The sequence below is a fragment of the Kitasatospora sp. NPDC004289 genome, assembly GCF_053602875.1.
This window is the reverse complement of sequence record NZ_JBSGEL010000023.1, coordinates 67617-84596: the sequence shown is the minus strand read 5'-3', so window position 1 is coordinate 84596 and position 16980 is coordinate 67617. Positions and strand designations below refer to the sequence as shown.

The window sequence follows — 16980 nt, the reverse complement described above, 5'->3', positions numbered from 1 at the left end:
CCCGACCCCACCGCTGAGGAGACCACCATGACCACCACCATCGAGCCCGCCGCCCAGGTCATCACCAACCCGGGCCACGGCGAGTCCTTCACCGCGCACATGATCTCGATGGACTGGAACGAGCTGGACGGCTGGTCCGAGCCGGTGCTCGGCCCGCTGGAGAACCTCTCGATCCACCCCGCGATGATCGGCCTGCACTACGGGCAGGTCGCCTTCGAGGGCCTCAAGGCGCACCGCCGGGCCGACGGCACCGTCGGCACCTGGCGCTCCCGCGACCACGCGCTCCGCTTCCAGCGCTCCTGCGCCCGGCTCGCGATCCCCGAGCTCCCGGTGGAGACCTTCGTCTCCGTCATCGACCGGCTGATCGAGGCCGACCAGGGCCAGCTCTCCGACGACCCGGCGCACAGCATCTACATCCGCCCGATGATCTTCGGCACCGACACCTCGCTGATGCTCCGCCCGTCCCGCACCTACCGCTTCCTGCTGATGGCCTTCGTGGCCGGCGGCTTCTTCGGCGACAACACCTCGACCGTCTCGGTGCACGTCAGCCACGACTACGTCCGGGCCTTCCCGGGCGGCACCGGCAACGTGAAGATCGCCGGGAACTACGCGCCGTCCTTCGTGGCCCAGCGCGAGGCCGAGGCGCTCGGCTGCCAGCAGGTGGTCTGGCTGGACGCGCTGGAGCGCACGTACATCGAGGAGATGGGCGGGATGAACATGTTCCTGGTCCGCGGCAGCGGTGCCGACGCCCAGGTGATCACGCCCCGGCTGACCGGCACCCTGCTCCCCGGCGTCACCCGCAACTCCCTGCTGGCGCTGGCCGAGCGGCTCGGCTACCGCACCGGCGAGGAGCGGATCTCGCTGGAGCAGTGGCGCCGCGAGTGCGCCGAGGGCACCGTCACCGAGGTCTTCGCCTGCGGCACCGCCGCCGTGGTCACCCCGGTCGGCCTGGTCCGCGACCGGGACGGGGACTGGACCGTCGGCGACGGCACCGCCGGCCCCGTCACCCGCGCCCTGCGCACCGCCCTCACCGACCTCCACCACGGCCTCGCCGCCGACCCCGACGGCTGGCTCCACATCGGCTCCTGACCGCCCCGTCCCACCTTGGCCCGGCCCGCCGCCCGCCCCCGTGTCCACGGGGGCGGGCGGCTTCCGTTCGGGTACGGCCTTGAGCAGATCGGACCCACCCATGATCGGACCCGCCCGTTGATTCACTCGTTCGGGGGAGTGGAGGGACACTCTCCGATCCGGCGGGGCGATGTGGATCTAGGGTCGTCAGAGGTCGGGGAGGGGGCAGGCCGGAGGATCGGCCGTCGGCTCCAAGCCCGGTGTTATTCACATACTTTGACGACCTGTCAGTGCTGGCAGGGCGCCCGCCGAGCACGATGAAGGAGAACCCGGCAGATGTCCGTGGACGCAGGCCTGGAGAACGCTCAGGCACCGGAGAAGCAGCTCAGCCTCGGTACCGCCGCCGCTCGCAATCTCGCCACCACGACCAAGTCCGCCCCGCAGATGCAGGAGATCACCTCCCGCTGGCTGCTCAAGGTGCTCCCCTGGGTCCAGACCTCGGGCGGCGCGTTCCGCGTCAACCGCCGTCTGACGTACACCGTCGGCGACGGCCGCATCGACTTCGTGAAGACCGGCTCCGAGGTGCGGGTGATCCCCGGCGAGCTCGGCGAGCTCGCCCTGCTGCGCGGCTTCGAGGACAACGACGTGCTGACCGCGCTGGCCGACCGCTGCGTGCAGCGCGAGTTCCGGGCCGGCGAGGTGCTGGCCGAGCTCGGCGAGCCGATCGACCAGCTGCACCTGCTGGCGCACGGCAAGGTGAACCGGGCCGGCCTGGACGCCTACGACGCGCCCACCCAGCTCGGCGTGCTGGCCGACGGCTCGCGCTTCGGCGAGCAGGCGCTGACCGAGTCCGACGCCCTGTGGGACTACACCGTCACCGCCGCCACCAACGGCACGCTGCTCACCCTGAGCCGCTCCGACTTCCAGGCGGTGCTCGACCAGTCCCCCGGACTCCAGGCCCACCTGGCCGAGTTCCTCACCCTCCCGCAGCAGCGGCAGAACGAGCTCGGCGAGGCCGAGATCGCCCTCTCGGCCGGCCACTGGGGCGAGGTCGAGCTCCCCGGCACCTACGTGGACTACGACCTCAAGCCGCGCGAGTACGAGCTGAGCGTGGCCCAGACCGTGCTGCGGGTGCACACCCGGGTCGCCGACCTCTACAACCAGCCGATGAACCAGACCGAGCAGCAGCTCCGTCTGACCATCGAGGCGCTGAAGGAGCGTCAGGAGCACGAGCTCATCAACAACCCGGAGTTCGGCCTGCTCCACAACGCCGACTTCAAGCAGCGCATCCAGGCCCAGACCGGCGCCCCGACCCCGGACGACCTGGACGAGCTGCTCTCGATGCGCCGCGACACCCACTTCCTGCTGGCCCACCCGCGGACCATCGCCGCGATCGGCCGCGAGTTCAACTCCCGCGGCCTGTACCCGGACCACGTCGACCTGCACGGCTCCAAGGTGCCGGCCTGGCGCGGCGTCCCGATCCTGCCGGTCAACAAGATCCCGGTCACCAAGGAGCGCACCAGCTCGATCATCGCGCTGCGCGTCGGCGAGGCCGAGCAGGGCGTCATCGGCCTGCACCAGACCGGCATCCCGGACGAGTACCAGCCGAGCCTGTCGGTCCGCTTCATGGGCATCGACGAGAAGGCGATCATCAACTACCTGGTGACCGCCTACTACTCCGCCGCCGTCCTGGTGCCGGACGCCCTCGGCGTCCTGGAGAACGTCCAGATCTCGAACGGCCGTGACTGACCCTCAGTGAGCGGGGTGCTGGGCGGGCCGGAATCCTCCGGCCCGCCCAGCACCGTATCCCCCGAAAGGCTTGGCACCGATGGCGGCGCAACCCTTCCGACTGCCGGACTTCTACATGCCGTACCCGGCCAGGCTCAACCCGCACCTGGAGAGCGCCCGGACGCACTCCAAGGCCTGGGCCCGCGAGATGGCGATGATCGAGGGCTCCGGGATCTGGGACGAGGACGACTTCGACCGGCACGACTACGCGCTGCTCTGCGCGTACACCCACCCCGACTGCGACGCGGCCGAGTTGGGGCTGATCACCGACTGGTACGTCTGGGTCTTCTTCTTCGACGACCACTTCCTCGACATCTTCAAGCGCACCCGCGACCTGGCCGGTGGCAAGGCCTACCTCGACCGGCTGGCCGCCTTCATGCCGCTGGACGACTCCCAGGGGTACCCCGAGCCGACCAACGCGGTGGAGGCCGGGCTGGCCGACCTCTGGGCCCGCTCCGTCCCGGCCATGTCGGACGGTTGGCGGAAACGCTTCGCCACCGCCACCGAGGCGCTGCTGAACGAGTCCATGTGGGAGCTGTCCAACATCGAGAAGGGCCGGGTCTCCAACCCGGTCGAGTACATCGCGATGCGCCGCAAGGTCGGCGGCGCCCCCTGGTCGGCCGGGCTGGTCGAGCACGCGGCCGGCGCCGAGGTCCCCGCGGAGATCGCCGCCACCCGGCCGATGGAGGTGCTCCGGGACGCCTTCTCGGACGCGGTGCACCTGCGCAACGACCTCTTCTCGTACCAGCGCGAGGTCGAGGAGGAGGGCGAACTCTCCAACGGCGTCCTGGTGTTGGAGACCTTCCTGGGCTGCTCCACCCAGGAGGCGGCCGAGCGGCTGAACGACCTGCTGACCTCCCGGCTCCAGCAGTTCGAGCACACCGCGCTGACCGAGGTCCCGGCCCTGCTGGCCGACCGCGGGATGGACGCGCGGGCCGCCGCCGACGTCTTCGCCTACGTCAAGGGCCTCCAGGACTGGCAGTCCGGCGGCCACGAGTGGCACATGCGCTCCAGCCGCTACATGAACGCCGAGGCGGACCTGGGCGAGGGCCCGCTCGGCGGCCCGGCCGGGATCGGGACCTCGGCCGCCCGGCTCTTCGCCTCGGTGGCCCGGACCATGCCGGCCCGGCTGCGGTCCTTCTCCTACACCCCCTTCGAGCAGGTCGGCGCGGTCCAACTCCCGGAGTTCCGGATGCCGTTCGGCAACGGGCTCAACCCGCACCTCCAGCACTCCCGGGAGGCCACCGTCGCCTGGTCGCACCGGACGGGCCTGCTCGACGCCGTGCCCGGAGTGCCCGGCAGCGGACTGTGGACCGAGGCCGACCTGCGCGACTTCGACTTCCCGCTCTGCTCGGCCGGCATGCAGCCGAGGGCCACCGCCGAGGAGCTGGACCTCACCAGCGCCTGGCTGACCTGGGGCACCTGGGTGGACGACTACTACCCGCTGGTCTACGGCCGGACCCACGACCTGGCCGGGGCCCGGCTGATGCACGAGCGGCTGCTGGCGGCGATGCCGGTGGAGGGCGGGGCCGCGACGCCCGGCCCGCACCCGGCGGAGGTCGCCCTGGCGGACATCTGGCACCGCACCGCCGCGCCGATGGCACCCGAGGAGCGCCGCTCCTTCCGCACCGGCGTGGTCCGGATGCTGGAGAGCTGGCTCTGGGAGCTGACCAACCAGATCCAGAACCACGTACCGGATCCGGTGGACTACCTCGAGATGCGCCGCCTCACCTTCGGCTCCGACCTGACCCGCGGCCTGCTGCGGCTCGGCCGCACCGAGGACGTCCCCGCCGAGGTGTTCGCGGCCTCGCCGCTGACCGAGCTGGAGGCGGCGGCCTTCGACTACGCGACGCTGGTCAACGACCTGTTCTCGTACCAGAAGGAGGTCCAGTTCGAGGGCGAGCTGCACAACGCCGTGGTGGTGGTGCGGAACTTCCTGGACTGCGACCCGGAGCAGGCGATCGCCGTCGTGCACGACCTGAACACCGAGCGGATGCGCCAGTTCGAGCACCTGAGCACCGTCGAACTCCCGCAACTCTACGAGCAGTTGGCGCTCCCCCAGGAGACCAGGGCCGCGCTGGACGGCTACGTCCAGGAGCTCCGGCACTGGATGTACGGCATCCTGCTCTGGCACCGGGAGTGCCACCGCTACGACGAGCCCTCGCTGCTGCGGCACTTCGCGCCGGCGCCGGCGCCCGAACCCGTCCCCACCCCTCCCCCGCCCCCGTTCGGCGCCCCGACCGGACTGGGCACCTCGGCGGCCCGGGTGGTGGAGCTGCTGCGCAGGAGCTGAACCCCCTCGCCCGCGGAGGGGTCCGGACGGCCGTCGCCGCCCGGACCCCTCCGCGGCGTTCCCGCCATCGGTTCGTGGTCGGACATTCTGACCATACGTTAGCCCTTTCGAGGTATTCAGTGGCCAACCGGAGAACCTGTCCGCCAGGTCGCTCGGTGATCTTCCACGTGAGCGACTCTTCCCCTACGGCACCCCGCAGCCGGCTGCTCCGACGGGCCGCCACCGTGCTGGGCGCGACCGCGCTCTGCTTCACCCTGGCGGGAGCCGCCCCGGGCGCCTCCCGCGGCGGGGACCCCCACGACAACGGACTACACCTCGGCTGGTGCCACTGGGTCGGGGTCGGCCTCGCCCCCGTCGAGGTGGAGGTCGGCTTCGAGTACGAGTTCGGCACCGGCAACGGCAAGGGCCACGACCACCATCACCACCACCCGTGCCCCAAGCCCACCCCCAAGCCGAGCCCCAGCCCCACCCCGAAGCCCACCCCGAAGCCCACCCCCACCCCGACCCCGACCCCGACCCCCAAGCCCACCCCCACCCCGACTCCGACCCCCACACCTCCGCCGCCACCACCCCCGAAGCCCACCCCTCCACCGCCCCCGCCTCCCAAGCCGACCCCGAAGCCGACCCCGTCCCGCGCGGTCGTGCCCCCGCCGGTCGTCCCCCCGCCGCCCCCGCCCCCGGCCACCACCCCGCCGCCGCCCGCACCGCCACCGGCCCCCCGGCCCACGGTGTCGTTCTGGAAGCCGGCGCCCGTGGCGGTGGCCAAGCCGCCCGAGCGGAACAGCATGCCGACCACCCGGACGGTGCTGCTGGTCACCGTCCCGGCCGTCCTGGCAGCCGGCGCCCTGCGCCCGCGCGGCGGCAGTGGCGGCGGCCGAGGCCGCCGCTGACCCAGCGTCACCCCACAGCCCCCTGACCGTCCCCAACCGGGACAGCCGTCCCGGTCACCGAAGTGGAGTTCCCTCATGTCCGAGTGGGTGGCCCTCGTCATCGCCATGGCCGCGGTCTGCGCCGTGGTGCTGGCCGTCGTGGTCCTGCGACAACGCCGGGTCGGCGAGGACGACGACCCGTCCGAGACGCCGGACGTCATCGAGTACATGACGATGATGATCGGCGTGGTCTACGCGATCGTGCTCGGCCTGGCCATCGCGGGCGTCTGGGAGGCCCGCGGCTCCGCCCAGGCCGACGCGCTGCGCGAGGCCCAGGCGCTGCACGAGGTCAGCGCCCGGGCCGAGGTGCTGCCGGCCGCCGACCGCGACAAGGTGCGCGCCGAGGTGAACGGCTACGTCTCGTTCATCGTGGACACCGAGTGGTCCTACATGGAGAAGCACGAGAGCCTCTCCCCCGAGGGCACCGAGAAGCTGGCCCAGCTGCGCCGCACCGTCACCGAACGCGCCCCGCAGACCGAGATCGAGAACCAGAACTACCAGCCGATGGTGGACCGGATCGCCGCCGCCGACGAAGCGCGCAACTCCCGTGGCCAGAACGCCGGGCCGACCATGCCGGGCGTGGTCTGGTTCGGCCTGGTGGCGGGCGCCGTGGTCACCGTCGGCCTGCTCTTCACCCTCCAGATCCGGCGCTCCGGGCGGGAGTTGTTCCTGGCGGCCGCGTTCAGCGCGCTGATCGCCTTCCTGCTCTTCCTGATCTGGGACTTCGACAACCCCTTCGGCCGGGGCCTGTCCGTCACCGCGCAGCCCTTCCTCGACCTCTTCCCGGGGATCGGCGACTGAGTCGCTCCGTCGCCGCAGCGCCCGTCCACCCCCGTCCGGGTGGGCGGGCGTCCGCCGTCCCGCCATACCCGCTGGGGTATCCTGGGCGGTCCACGCCGCCGCACGGAGGAGGAGCCCGGTGAAGGTGGAAGAAGAGGCCCAGGCGGCCGTGCTGAACCGGCTGCGCCGCGCCCAGGGCCAGCTCTCCGGCGTCATCGCGATGATCGAGGCCGGCCGCGACTGCAAGGACGTGGTCACCCAGCTCGCCGCCGTCTCCCGCGCCCTGGACCGGGCCGGCTTCAAGATCGTGGCCAGCGGCATGCGCCAGTGCCTCAACGGCGAGTCCGAGGACGGCTCCCAGCCCCTGACCGAGGCCGAGCTCGAGAAGCTCTTCCTCACCCTCGCCTGACCGCCGTCACCCGCCCCTGCTAGCATCCGCCGATTCGAACAGCGGGGCAGGCGGAGGGCGGGGAGCACGTGCACGAGGACACCGGGGCACCGGCGACGGCGGAGGGCGCCCGGCGCGGACGGCTCGCGCTCGGCGCCGCGGCCGGGGCGGCCCTGATCGGGCTGACCGCCGCCCTCCTGCTCTCCGGGCCGGACGGCACCGGGCCGGCCGCCGAACCGGCCCCCGCCGGTGCTCCGTCCGCCCCGCCTTCGGCCCCGGCCACCCCGCCCCCGGCGGAGACGGCCCCCGCCGAGCCCCCGCCGAGCCCGACGGCCGCCCCCACCACCCAGGCCGAGGCCCCGTCACCGGCACCGGCGACCACCACCCCGCGCCCGGCCACGCCGGCCACGCCGTCCGCGACGGCGAAGCGCACCACGGCTCCCACCCCGGGCGGCGGTTCGAAGTCCCACCCGCCCCACACCCCGGCCCCGCTGCCGCCTCCCTCCGTGGCCGGCACCCGGCCCGCGAGCTGCCCGCCGTGGCAGTACCCCACCTGGAACGGTTGCCAGCCCCTGGGCCCGGCCCAGACCTTCCCGACGGACCACCTGCTCCCCTCGGACCCGCCGCCCTTCGTGCCCACCACGCAGAAGCCCTGAGGCACACGGAGGGCCCGGCCCCGGCTGGCTGCCGAGGACCGGGCCCGTGGGACCGTGCCGTGGATCAGGCGATCGAGAAGTCGTCGCCGTAGACGCTGCCCTGGCCGTACCAGCCGTGCAGGTAGACGGTGACGGTGCCGTTGGCACCGGTGGTGAAGGGGACGGTGAGCTTGGTCCAGGAGGACGAGCCCGGGGTCCAGGTGGAGGCGGTGGCACCGCCGCTCACGCCGATGTAGGAGTAGTTGCCCTGGACCCAACCGGTCAGCGTGTACTTGGTGTTGGGGGCCAGGGTGACGGTCTGCGAGCACTGGCCGTTCTGCGAGCCGGTGGCCGCGGCCTGCAGCGCGTACGAGCCGCTGTGGGCCGGGGTGGAGACCACCGCGCCGCCGGGCTGGCAGCTCCACGGGGCCAGGCTGCCGGTCTCCAGGCCGCCGTTGACCAGACCGGTCGGGGCGGTGCCGTTGACCGTCAGGGTGTAGGTGGCGGTGTGGCTGCCGGAGGCGCCGGTGGCCTTGACGGTCAGCGGGTAGTTGCCCGGCACGGTCGCGGCGGTGGTGGCGATCGACAGGGTCGCGCCCGAACCGGCGTTCACCGTACCGGGGTTGACGGTGGCGGTCACACCGGCCGGAGCGCCGGTGACCGTCAGCGCCAGGCTCTGCGCCGAGCCGGAGGTCACGGCGGTGGAGAGCGCGGCCGTGGTGGACGAGCCCGCCTGCACCGAGCCCGCCGCCGGGCTGACCGCGAGCGAGAAGTCGTTGCCGGGCTGACCGCCCGTCACCGTCAGGGTGTAGGTGGCGCTGTGGGTGCCGGAGGCGCCGGTGCCGGTGACTGTCAGCGGGTACGTGCCCGGGGCGGTGGCCGCCGTGGTGGAGACCGAGAGCGTGGCGCTGCCGCCGGCCGTGACCGAGGACGGGCTGACGCTCGCGGTGACGCCGGCCGGGGCACCGGCCACGGTCAGCGCGACGCTCTGCGCCGAGCCGGAGGTGACGGCGGTGGCGATGCTCGCCGTGGTGGACGAGCCGGCCTGCACCGAACCGGCGGCCGGGGAGGCGGTCACCGAGAAGTCGTTGGCCGGGGTGGTGCCGCCGCTGGTGTAGGGCGCGAAGATCCGGGTGAAGTCCCAGGTGCCCTGCTGGATGCCGGAGCAGCTGTCCGAGCCCGCCGTGCCGGGGCAGCCGCCGTTGTCGCGCTGCAGCGCCCAGAAGGAGAGCGTGTTGACGCCCTTGGAGAGCGCCCAGTTGTAGACCTCGGTGGCGTTGGCCACGGTGAAGGTCTCGGCCGGGCCGAAGTCGTCGATGCCGAGCATCTCGATGATGCCGATCGACGCCCAGAGCTGGGCCGGGGTCTTCGACGGGTAGAGCGAGGCCAGCTGGTTGTAGAGACCGGTGGTGGCGGTCTTGGTGTCCGCGGCCATGTCGTGCGCGGCGTTGTCGTAGTAGTCGAAGGTCATCTGGTTGACGACGTCGATCCGCGCGTTGTTGGTGATCGCGTTGCGCAGCACCTTGAGGCCGCTGGCCGCCAGACCGCTGGTGGTGGTCGGCAGGGTGTAGGAGAACTGGATGGAGCGGCCGTTGGCGGCGGCCCAGTCCTGGACCAGCTTGATCGCCTTGTTGCGGCGGTCGATGCCGGCCGTGTTGGTCAGCGAGTTGTCCTCGATGTCGAGGTCGATCCGGCTGACGTCGTAGGTGGTGATCACCGACTCGAAGGCGGCCGCGATCTGGTTGACGTCGGTGCAGCTGTCGGCCAGTTCGGTGCCGGTGTTGTCGGCCGTGTAACCGCCGAAGGACGGGATCACGTCGCCGCCGTTGGCGCGGATGGTGGCGATGTCGGCCCCGAAGACGGACTGCGAGACCGGCATCGAGGTGTCGCCGTTCCACAGCGGCGTGCAGGACCCCTTGGTGGCGGTCTGCAGGAACGCCATGGTGAGGTGCTTGGCGCCGGACTGCGCGGCCAGGGTGGCCGGGCTCTGCCCGGTCCAGGCCTCGAAGTACGGGGCGAAGACGCGGGCCGGCAGTGGGGTGGCGGCCGCCTGGGCGGTGGTGGTGCCGGCCGTCATCAGGCCGGCCGAGGCGGCCAGCGTGGCGAAGGCGGCCACCAGGGCACGGAGTGGTCTACCTGGGCGCATGGGGGTTCTCCAGCAGACGTGTGGTCATCGGAAAGGGAGGCGGGACGGCGGTGCAGGGAGGCACGGTCGCCGTACGCGGGTGTGGGGGCGTCCGGGGGAAAAGGGCAGGGCAGTACGCGCCCGCCGCCCGGATCTGACACCCCCACAGTGCGTCCCGGTCGGATGGACATCGCCCATAGTTGGACTAGACCAGTGGCCCGTCAAGGGCGCTGATGGCCCGTCAGGCAATCCTTTACCGACCCTTGGCACGCGACCTCGGCACTCTCCCCCGGTCCCCTCACCTCACCGCCCCACCGCCTCTCCCCGAGGGTGGCTCCGCGACGGGGCCGGTCACGACACCTGCGACCGCGCCGGGTGCCATGCGCCCTGGCGACGACCGCCCCGCCGTCCCGCCCGACGCCCCGGGTAGGCTGCCGGGTGCCCGGGCCGATCATGACGCGCCTCGGCGCGTCCGCTTCCGAAGCCCTCCCAGGAGTACCTGTTGAGCACCGCCCCGCTCCCCGGGCCGCCGATCTCCGTCGTCGGGATCGGTGCCGACGGCTGGGACGGCCTCACCACCGCCGCCCGCACGGCCCTCACCGAGGCCCGCACCGTGCTCGGCGGCCCGCGCCAACTCGCCCTCCTCCCCGCCTCGGTGACCGCCACCCGGATCGCCTGGCCCTCCCCGCTGCGCCCCGCCGTCCCGGCCCTGCTGGCCGAGCACGCCCCCGGCGGCCTGGCCGTCCTGGCCAGCGGCGACCCGATGTACTACGGCATCGGCCGCACCCTGGCCGAACTGGCCGGCCCCGAGCGGCTCGCCGTCCACCCCCACCCCTCCTCGCTCTCCCTCGCCTGCGCCCGCCTGGGCTGGCCGCTGGAGTCCACCGAGGTGGTCAGCCTGGTCGGCCGGCCGCTCGACTCGCTCACCCTCGCCCTCCACCCCGGCCGCCGGGTCCTCGTTCTCAGCGCCGACGCCGCCACCCCGGCCGCCGTCGCCGCCCTGCTCACCGAACGCGGCTTCGGCGCCAGCCGCCTGCGCGTCCTGGAGCAGCTCGGCGGCCCGGCCGAGCACCACCTCGACGGCACCGCCGCCGCCTGGCCGCACCCGGCGGGTGACCCGCTCAACGTGATCGCCGTCGACTGCGCCCCCGACGGCCCCCGCACCACCCTCACCCCCGGCCTGCCCGACGACTCCTTCGAGACCGACGGCCAGCTGACCAAACGTCACGTCCGGGCCGTCACCCTGGCCACCCTGGCCCCGGCACCCGGCGAGCTGCTCTGGGACGTCGGCGGCGGCTCCGGCTCGATCGCCGTCGAATGGTTGCGCGCCCACCGCGACTGCCGGGCCGTCACCATCGAGCGCGACCCGGTCCGCTCCGGCCGGATCACCCGCAACGCGGCCGCCCTCGGCGTCCCGCGCCTGAGGGTGGTCACCGGCCCCGCCCCCGCCGCGCTGGCCGGACTCCCCACCCCGGACGCGGTCTTCATCGGCGGCGGCCTCACCGCGCCCGGCCTGCTCGACGCCTGCTGGGCCGCCCTGGCCCCCGGCGGCCGCCTGGTCGCCAACACCGTCACCCTCGAATCCGAGGCCCTGCTCACCGAGTGGTACCGCCGCCACGGCGGTGAACTGCTCAAGCTCGCCGTCGCCCACGCCGTCCCGGTCGGCGGCTTCACCGGCTGGCGCCAGGCCATGCCCGTCACCCAGTGGTCCGTCGTCAAGCCCGTCTCCCGAGAGGACGCCCCCGCATGACCGTCTACTTCATCGGAGCGGGCCCCGGCGCCGCCGACCTGATCACCCTGCGCGGCCAGCGCCTGCTCGCCGCCAGCCCGGTCTGCCTCTACGCCGGCAGCCTGGTCCCGCGCGAACTCCTCGCCGAGTGCCCGGCGGACGCCCGCCTGGTCGACACCGCCGACCTCGACCTCGACCAGATCATCGCCGAACTGGTCCGCGCCCACGAGGCCGGCCAGGACGTGGCCCGCCTGCACTCCGGCGACCCCTCCGTCTTCTCCGCCGTCGCCGAGCAGATGCGGCGCCTGGACGCGGCCGGCGTCCCCTACGAGGTGGTCCCCGGCGTCCCCGCCTTCGCCGCCGCGGCCGCCGCCCTCAAGCGCGAGCTCACCGTCCCGACGGTCGGCCAGACCGTCATCCTCACCCGGGTCGCCCGCCAGGCCACCCCCATGCCCGAGGGCGAGGACCTCGCCACCCTCGGCCGCAGCGGCGCCCTGCTCGTCCTCCACCTCGCCACCCGCTACGTCGACTCCGTGGTCGAGGAGCTCCTCCCCCACTACGGCCCCGACTGCCCCGCCGCCGTGGTCGCCATGGCCAGCCGCCCCGACGAACTCGTCCTGCGCGGCACCCTCTCCACCATCGCCGCCCAGACCAAGGAGGCCGGCCTCCTCCGCACCGCCGTCATCCTGGTCGGCCGCACCCTCGGCGCCGAACAGTTCCGCGACAGCCACCTCTACTCCACCGACCGCGACCGCACCCACACCTGCGACTGACACCCCTCCGGAAGGACTGCTGACCCTGCTGCACGACCAGAGGTCCTCCGGGCCCGGCTCTCCGCCGCCCTGACGCCGGCTCAGGCGGTGCCGACGATGGTGCCCGCGCGGTCGATGCAGATGACGTCGACCTCGATGGGGGCTCCGGCCAGGACGTCGAGGGCGGTGCGGCGGGCGCGGGCGGCGACCAGGTCGCCGAGCGGGACACCGGCGGCGGTGCACAGCTGCACGGCTTCGAGGCCGGTGTTGGCCTCGGCGACGGCCGTGACCAGGGCCGGGTCGGCGCCGCCCTGGCGGGCCAGGTCGGCGAGGAAGGACTTGTCGACCTGGGAGCGGCCGGAGTGCAGGTCGAGGTGGCCGGCCGCGAGTTTGGAGAGCTTGGCGAAACCGCCGGCGATGGTGAGGCGGGGGACGGGGTGGCGCTTGAGGTACTTGAGGACGGCCCCGGCGAAGTCGCCCATGTCGAGCAGGGCGTCCTCGGGCAGGCCGTGCACCGCCACGGCCACCTTCTCGGAGGTGGAGCCGGTGCACCCCGCCACGTGGGTGCGGCCGGCCGCCCGGGCGACGTCCACGCCGCGCCGGATGGAGTCGATCCAGGCCGAGCAGGAGTACGGGACCACGATCCCCGTCGTCCCCAGGATGGAGAGCCCGCCGAGGATCCCGAGCCGAGGGTTCCAGGTGGAGCGGGCGATCTCCTCGCCGTGGTCGACGGAGATCTGCACCACCACGTCCCCGCTGCCCCCGAACCGGGCGGCCACCTCCGCCACGTGATCGCGCATCAGCTGCCGCGGCACCGGGTTGATGGCCGGCTCCCCGGGCGGGATCGGCAGCCCGGCCTTGGTGACCGTCCCGACCCCGGGCCCGGCCTCGAACACCACCCCGCTGCCGGGCGCCCCGTGCCGCACCGTGGAACGGATCAGCGCGCCGTGCGTGACGTCCGGGTCGTCGCCCGCGTCCTTCACCACGCCCGCCATGGCCGACCGACCCGGCGTCAGCAGCTCCGCCGCCAGCGCGAAGGCGGGCCGCTGGCCCTTGGGCAGCGTGATGGTCACCGGGTCGGGGAACTCACCGGTGAGCAGCGCGGTGTACGCGGCGGTGGTGGCGGCCGTGGCGCAGGCACCGGTGGTCCAGCCGTGCCGCAGCCCGCTGCTCTTCAGCTGCGCCTCCCGGCCGCCCTTGGCCTCGGCGTTCCCACTACGCTCACCAGTCACGTACGTTCCCCTGGAGTCCTGTTGCACATCTTGATCCTCGGCGGCACCACCGAGGCCCGCGAACTGGCCGCCGCTCTCGCCGCCACCCGGCCCGACCTGCGCGTGACCAGTTCCCTGGCCGGGCGGGTCGCGCAGCCCCGGCTGCCCGCCGGAGAGGTGCGGATCGGCGGCTTCGGCGGCCCCGCCGGGCTCGCCGCCTGGCTCCGGGCGGAACACGTGGACGCGGTCATCGACGCCACCCATCCCTTCGCCGGGGCCATCAGCCGGAACGCGGCCGAGGCGGCCGCCGAGGTCCATACTCCCCTGCTCGCCCTCCGCCGCCCCGGCTGGGTCCCCGTCCCCGGCGACCACTGGCACCCGGTCGGCTCCCTCGCCGAGGCCGCCGCCCTGCTCCCCTCGCTCGGCCACCGGGTCTTCCTCACCACCGGCCGCCAGGGCCTGGCCGCCTTCGCCGGCTCCCCCCTGCACTTCCTGGCCCGCTCCGTGGACGCCCCCGAGCCCCCGCTCCCCGCCTCCACCGAGGTCCTCCTCGACCGCGGCCCCTTCACCCTCGACGGCGAACTCCGCATCCTCCGCGACCACCGCATCGACGTCCTGGTCACCAAGGACAGCGGCGGCGCCGCCACCGCCCCCAAACTCACCGCCGCCCGCGAACTCTCCCTCCCCGTCGTGATCGTCCGCCGCCCCGAACCCCCGGCCGGCCTCCCCACCACCCCCGACGTCCCGTCAGCCCTCACCTGGCTGGCCGGCCTCTGACCGCTGGGCACGACTCCCGCCGGGACCGGCTCGGCCGGGCTCGGAGGGACTACGGTGGGCGGTAGGAACCGAGGAGGGCCATCGTGAGCGTCCAACCCGTGCACCACCACCCCGAGCAGAACTCCGAGCCGCGCGTTCCGCGCACCGCCGACGGCATCGCCGAGGCCCTCACCGGTGCCCGCCGGATGGCGTTCTACCGCGAGCTCGGGCAGGCGCCGATCGACCGGGTCGGTGAGGTGCTCAACCGCTGGTGGTGCGAGGCCGAGCTGGACGCCGACCCCGAGCAGGACCAGATCGTCGCGGCCGCCCGGGCCGGCACCCTGCCGACCACCACCATGGCCGACGTACTCCGCCTTCGCGCCGAGCGCGGAGGCGAGCTCCCCGGTGAGTGAGGACGACCTGTGGCCGGTCGAGCCGTCCGAGGCGGTGGCCGAAGCACTCTCCGACCCGAAACTGCCGGTGGACCTCTTCAGCGCGATCGTCGCGCTGACCGTCGCCATCGCCGAGGATCCGTGGCTGCCCGCCAGCACCGCACGGGACAGCGTCGGCGACTGGCGCCGCCTTCCCATTCCCCACGGCCGGGGTCTGGTCGAGTACGTGATCGACGAACGCAGCCACGTCGTCCGGCTCACCCGCATCGTCCCGCTCTGAACGGCTGACTGACCAGCGCCGGGATCGGTCGAGAACGGAACATGCCCTCGGCTGGGAGGATGGCGAGCATGACGGACGCCCCCACCCTGGTCGAGACCCGCGCACCGTGGGTCGTGCTGACGTCCCGTCGGGATCCCTGGGTGGCGGCGGGGCTGGCCGCGCTGGAGGCGGTGGGCGGCTTCGCCTTCCGGCTGGACGGGCGGGAGCTGCTGGAGCCGGCCTCGCTGTTCCGGGCGTTCGCGCGGGAGCTGCCCTTCCCCGGGTACTTCGGCCACAACTGGGCGGCCCTGGTGGACTGCCTGCACGACCTGCACGGGCCCTGGCACGGCAACCGGGCGGTCGCGGTGCTGGTCGACCGGGCCGATCAGCTGCTGACGGCGGAGCACCTCGGCCTGTTGGTCTCGATGCTCTGCCAGGCCGCCTGGCGGGCCAACCTCCGCCTGGACTCCGACGGCTTCCCGGACGACATGCCGGCCTTCCCGCTGCACTTCGTGTTCCTCCTCGACCATCTCCCCGCCGAGGCATTCACCGCCGGGGTGACCACCGACCCGGACGTCACGATCCGGCTCACCGGCGGCCGCCTCACCGCCGCGCTGACCGGCCCGGACTGGCCCGGCTCGGGCTGAGCTCAGTCGAAGCGGATGTGCCGCAGGCCCGTCCAGGCCCGGCGCAGCCGGCCCCGCAGGGGGCTCTCGGTGTTCGGGGCGAGGGTCAGCCCGGCCGAGGCGGCGATGCGGTCGGCGACCTGGGGGACCGTCAGCCGGTCGGTCCACAGGTGCTCGCCGAACTCCTCCCCGCGCAACCGCTCCAGGCACAGGTCCAGCTTGGACACGGCGAAGCTCTCCCGCCGCAGTGGGGCGTCCTTCCCCCCGACCAGCCGCACCGCGTGCCCGAACCCCCGCTCGCGCAGCCGCCGCAGCACCGTCTCCCGCTCCGCGAGCAGCGCGAAGTGCCGTACGTCGTGGCCGCGTTCGCGCAGCCGCCCGACGGTCTCGGCGAAGTACGCGGGCTCCACCACCGTCATCGGCACGATCACCACCCCGCTCTGCTCCCCGAGCGCCCGGTCCAGCACCTCGAAGACCCCCTGCCGCCAGGCGGGCAGGTCCTGGAAGTCCCCGCGCAGCGCCGGCGGCAGCATCCGGTGCAGCCCGAACCCCACGTGCTCGGGGTCGCACACCACACTGCCCGCCAACCGCCGCCGGAGCTCGTACGCGGTCTGGGTCTTGCCGCCGCCGAAGGGGCCGTTGATCCACAGGAGCATCCCCGGAGCGTACGTCCGGCTGGCGTCCCCGACCAAGATCCGCAAGACTCGCCCCCATGGTCTCAGTGGTGCAGAACGTCGCGATCGACTGTGCGGACGCCTACGAACTGGCGCGGTTCTGGAGCGAGGTGACGGGCTGTCCGGTCGACCCGGACTGCCGCCCCGGCGACCACGAGACCCAGGTGGTCCTGGACGGCGGCCCGGTCCTCTACTTCAACACCGTCCCCGAGCCCAAGACCGTCAAGAACCGCGTCCACCTCTGCCTGCGCCCCACCGACTCCCGCGACCCCGAGGTCGAACGCCTCCTCGCCCTCGGCGCCACCATGGCCGCCGACCGCCGCAACCCCGACGGCTCGGGCTGGGCGGTGCTGCACGACCCGGAGGGCAACGAGTTCTGCGTCCTGCGCAGCGAGTCCGACCGCGCCGCCGCACACAGCGGCTAGCCCGCCGGGGGCCGGTCGGCCGGACGGCCGGTCGCGGAGGGAGCGGGAAATGGATTGCCGCCCCGGTGGTGGTGTGCAACCGTTCGGCCTGGACCGGCAGTTGATCATCGACGGCCGGCCGCCTCCCGGGACCGACCGGAGAGGTGACGA

The 16980-nt window shown here is 73.5% G+C and carries 17 protein-coding genes; 14 read left to right on the top strand and 3 right to left on the bottom strand.

Annotation, left to right across the window (positions count from 1 at the left end; genetic code table 11):
- Nucleotides 1-27 precede the first annotated feature (27 nt).
- The 7 genes from ACWEPF_RS17895 to ACWEPF_RS17865 all read left to right on the top strand — a co-directional run bounded on the left by ACWEPF_RS17895 (nt 28) and on the right by ACWEPF_RS17865 (nt 7902).
- Nucleotides 28-1089 carry a branched-chain amino acid aminotransferase gene (locus tag ACWEPF_RS17895; RefSeq protein ID WP_452173316.1) on the top strand — a complete coding sequence of 354 codons (1062 nt, stop codon included), beginning with the start codon at nt 28-30 and terminating at the stop codon, nt 1087-1089.
- 315 nt (nt 1090-1404) lie between these two features.
- Nucleotides 1405-2817, top strand: coding sequence for a family 2B encapsulin nanocompartment shell protein (locus tag ACWEPF_RS17890; RefSeq protein ID WP_452173315.1), 1413 nt, complete (start codon nt 1405-1407; stop codon nt 2815-2817).
- 79 nt (nt 2818-2896) lie between these two features.
- Nucleotides 2897-5149 (top strand): terpene synthase family protein, encoded by a 2253-nt coding sequence (locus ACWEPF_RS17885; RefSeq protein WP_452173314.1) that lies wholly within the window; start codon nt 2897-2899, stop codon nt 5147-5149.
- A 167-nt stretch (nt 5150-5316) separates the two neighbouring features.
- Nucleotides 5317-6039, top strand: a complete 723-nt coding sequence (locus ACWEPF_RS17880) for a hypothetical protein (RefSeq protein ID WP_452173313.1) — start codon at nt 5317-5319, stop codon at nt 6037-6039.
- A 75-nt stretch (nt 6040-6114) separates the two neighbouring features.
- Nucleotides 6115-6879, top strand: coding sequence for a bestrophin-like domain (locus tag ACWEPF_RS17875; RefSeq protein ID WP_345281256.1), 765 nt, complete (start codon nt 6115-6117; stop codon nt 6877-6879).
- A gap of 118 nt (nt 6880-6997) precedes the next feature.
- On the top strand, nt 6998-7267 hold the full coding sequence (locus tag ACWEPF_RS17870) for a metal-sensitive transcriptional regulator (protein ID WP_345281257.1): 270 nt from the start codon (nt 6998-7000) through the stop codon (nt 7265-7267).
- Between the two features lie 68 nt (nt 7268-7335).
- The gene (locus ACWEPF_RS17865) at nt 7336-7902 is read left to right on the top strand and encodes a hypothetical protein (RefSeq protein ID WP_452173312.1); all 567 of its coding nucleotides are present in this window, start codon (nt 7336-7338) and stop codon (nt 7900-7902) included.
- Between the two features lie 64 nt (nt 7903-7966).
- On the opposite strand, the gene ACWEPF_RS17860 is transcribed toward ACWEPF_RS17865, so the two are convergent.
- On the bottom strand, nt 7967-10027 hold the full coding sequence (locus ACWEPF_RS17860) for a glycosyl hydrolase family 18 protein (RefSeq protein ID WP_452173311.1): 2061 nt from the start codon (nt 10025-10027) through the stop codon (nt 7967-7969).
- A 481-nt stretch (nt 10028-10508) separates the two neighbouring features.
- On the opposite strand from ACWEPF_RS17860, the gene cbiE reads away from it, so the two are divergent.
- A complete protein-coding gene (gene cbiE / locus ACWEPF_RS17855; protein ID WP_452173310.1) occupies nt 10509-11756 on the top strand; it encodes a precorrin-6y C5,15-methyltransferase (decarboxylating) subunit CbiE in 1248 nt (415 codons plus the stop codon).
- Complete coding sequence (gene cobM, locus ACWEPF_RS17850) at nt 11753-12508, top strand: precorrin-4 C(11)-methyltransferase (RefSeq protein ID WP_452173309.1); 756 nt, start codon at nt 11753-11755, stop codon at nt 12506-12508. The genes cbiE and cobM overlap by 4 nt, the downstream gene beginning before the upstream one ends.
- 80 nt (nt 12509-12588) lie before the next feature.
- On the opposite strand, the gene ACWEPF_RS17845 is transcribed toward cobM, so the two are convergent.
- The gene (locus tag ACWEPF_RS17845) at nt 12589-13719 is read right to left on the bottom strand and encodes a cobalt-precorrin-5B (C(1))-methyltransferase (protein WP_452173308.1); all 1131 of its coding nucleotides are present in this window, start codon (nt 13717-13719) and stop codon (nt 12589-12591) included.
- A gap of 21 nt (nt 13720-13740) precedes the next feature.
- Between ACWEPF_RS17845 and ACWEPF_RS17840 the strand changes: the two genes are divergently transcribed.
- From ACWEPF_RS17840 to ACWEPF_RS17825, 4 genes are all read left to right on the top strand, one after another.
- The gene (locus tag ACWEPF_RS17840; RefSeq protein ID WP_452173307.1) at nt 13741-14475 is read left to right on the top strand and encodes a cobalt-precorrin-6A reductase; all 735 of its coding nucleotides are present in this window, start codon (nt 13741-13743) and stop codon (nt 14473-14475) included.
- A gap of 83 nt (nt 14476-14558) precedes the next feature.
- The gene (locus ACWEPF_RS17835; RefSeq protein WP_452173306.1) at nt 14559-14867 is read left to right on the top strand and encodes a hypothetical protein; all 309 of its coding nucleotides are present in this window, start codon (nt 14559-14561) and stop codon (nt 14865-14867) included.
- Entirely contained in the window at nt 14860-15126 is a 267-nt protein-coding gene (locus ACWEPF_RS17830) for a hypothetical protein (protein ID WP_452173305.1), read from the top strand. The genes ACWEPF_RS17835 and ACWEPF_RS17830 overlap by 8 nt, the downstream gene beginning before the upstream one ends.
- A 68-nt stretch (nt 15127-15194) precedes the next feature.
- A complete protein-coding gene (locus ACWEPF_RS17825; RefSeq protein WP_452173304.1) occupies nt 15195-15752 on the top strand; it encodes a barstar family protein in 558 nt (185 codons plus the stop codon).
- Between the two features lie 2 nt (nt 15753-15754).
- On the opposite strand, the gene ACWEPF_RS17820 is transcribed toward ACWEPF_RS17825, so the two are convergent.
- Entirely contained in the window at nt 15755-16387 is a 633-nt protein-coding gene (locus ACWEPF_RS17820) for an AAA family ATPase (RefSeq protein ID WP_452173303.1), read from the bottom strand.
- A gap of 56 nt (nt 16388-16443) precedes the next feature.
- Here ACWEPF_RS17820 and ACWEPF_RS17815 point away from each other — a divergent pair, with 56 nt between their 5' ends.
- A complete protein-coding gene (locus ACWEPF_RS17815; protein WP_380150493.1) occupies nt 16444-16830 on the top strand; it encodes a VOC family protein in 387 nt (128 codons plus the stop codon).
- The last annotated feature ends 150 nt before the right edge of the window (nt 16831-16980 follow it).

Excerpts from the sequence above, each read along its gene's own strand:
- cobM (WP_452173309.1), top strand. The coding sequence starts at position 11,753 with ATGACCGTCTACTTCATCGGAGCGGGCCCCGGCGCCGCCGACCTGATC.
- ACWEPF_RS17885 (WP_452173314.1), top strand. The coding sequence starts at position 2,897 with ATGGCGGCGCAACCCTTCCGACTGCCGGACTTCTACATGCCGTACCCG.
- ACWEPF_RS17825 (WP_452173304.1), top strand. The coding sequence starts at position 15,195 with ATGACGGACGCCCCCACCCTGGTCGAGACCCGCGCACCGTGGGTCGTG.
- ACWEPF_RS17890 (WP_452173315.1), top strand. The coding sequence starts at position 1,405 with ATGTCCGTGGACGCAGGCCTGGAGAACGCTCAGGCACCGGAGAAGCAG.
- ACWEPF_RS17860 (WP_452173311.1), bottom strand. The coding sequence starts at position 10,027 with ATGCGCCCAGGTAGACCACTCCGTGCCCTGGTGGCCGCCTTCGCCACG.
- ACWEPF_RS17815 (WP_380150493.1), top strand. The coding sequence starts at position 16,444 with ATGGTCTCAGTGGTGCAGAACGTCGCGATCGACTGTGCGGACGCCTAC.
- ACWEPF_RS17895 (WP_452173316.1), top strand. The coding sequence starts at position 28 with ATGACCACCACCATCGAGCCCGCCGCCCAGGTCATCACCAACCCGGGC.
- ACWEPF_RS17820 (WP_452173303.1), bottom strand. The coding sequence starts at position 16,387 with ATGCTCCTGTGGATCAACGGCCCCTTCGGCGGCGGCAAGACCCAGACC.
- ACWEPF_RS17875 (WP_345281256.1), top strand. The coding sequence starts at position 6,115 with ATGTCCGAGTGGGTGGCCCTCGTCATCGCCATGGCCGCGGTCTGCGCC.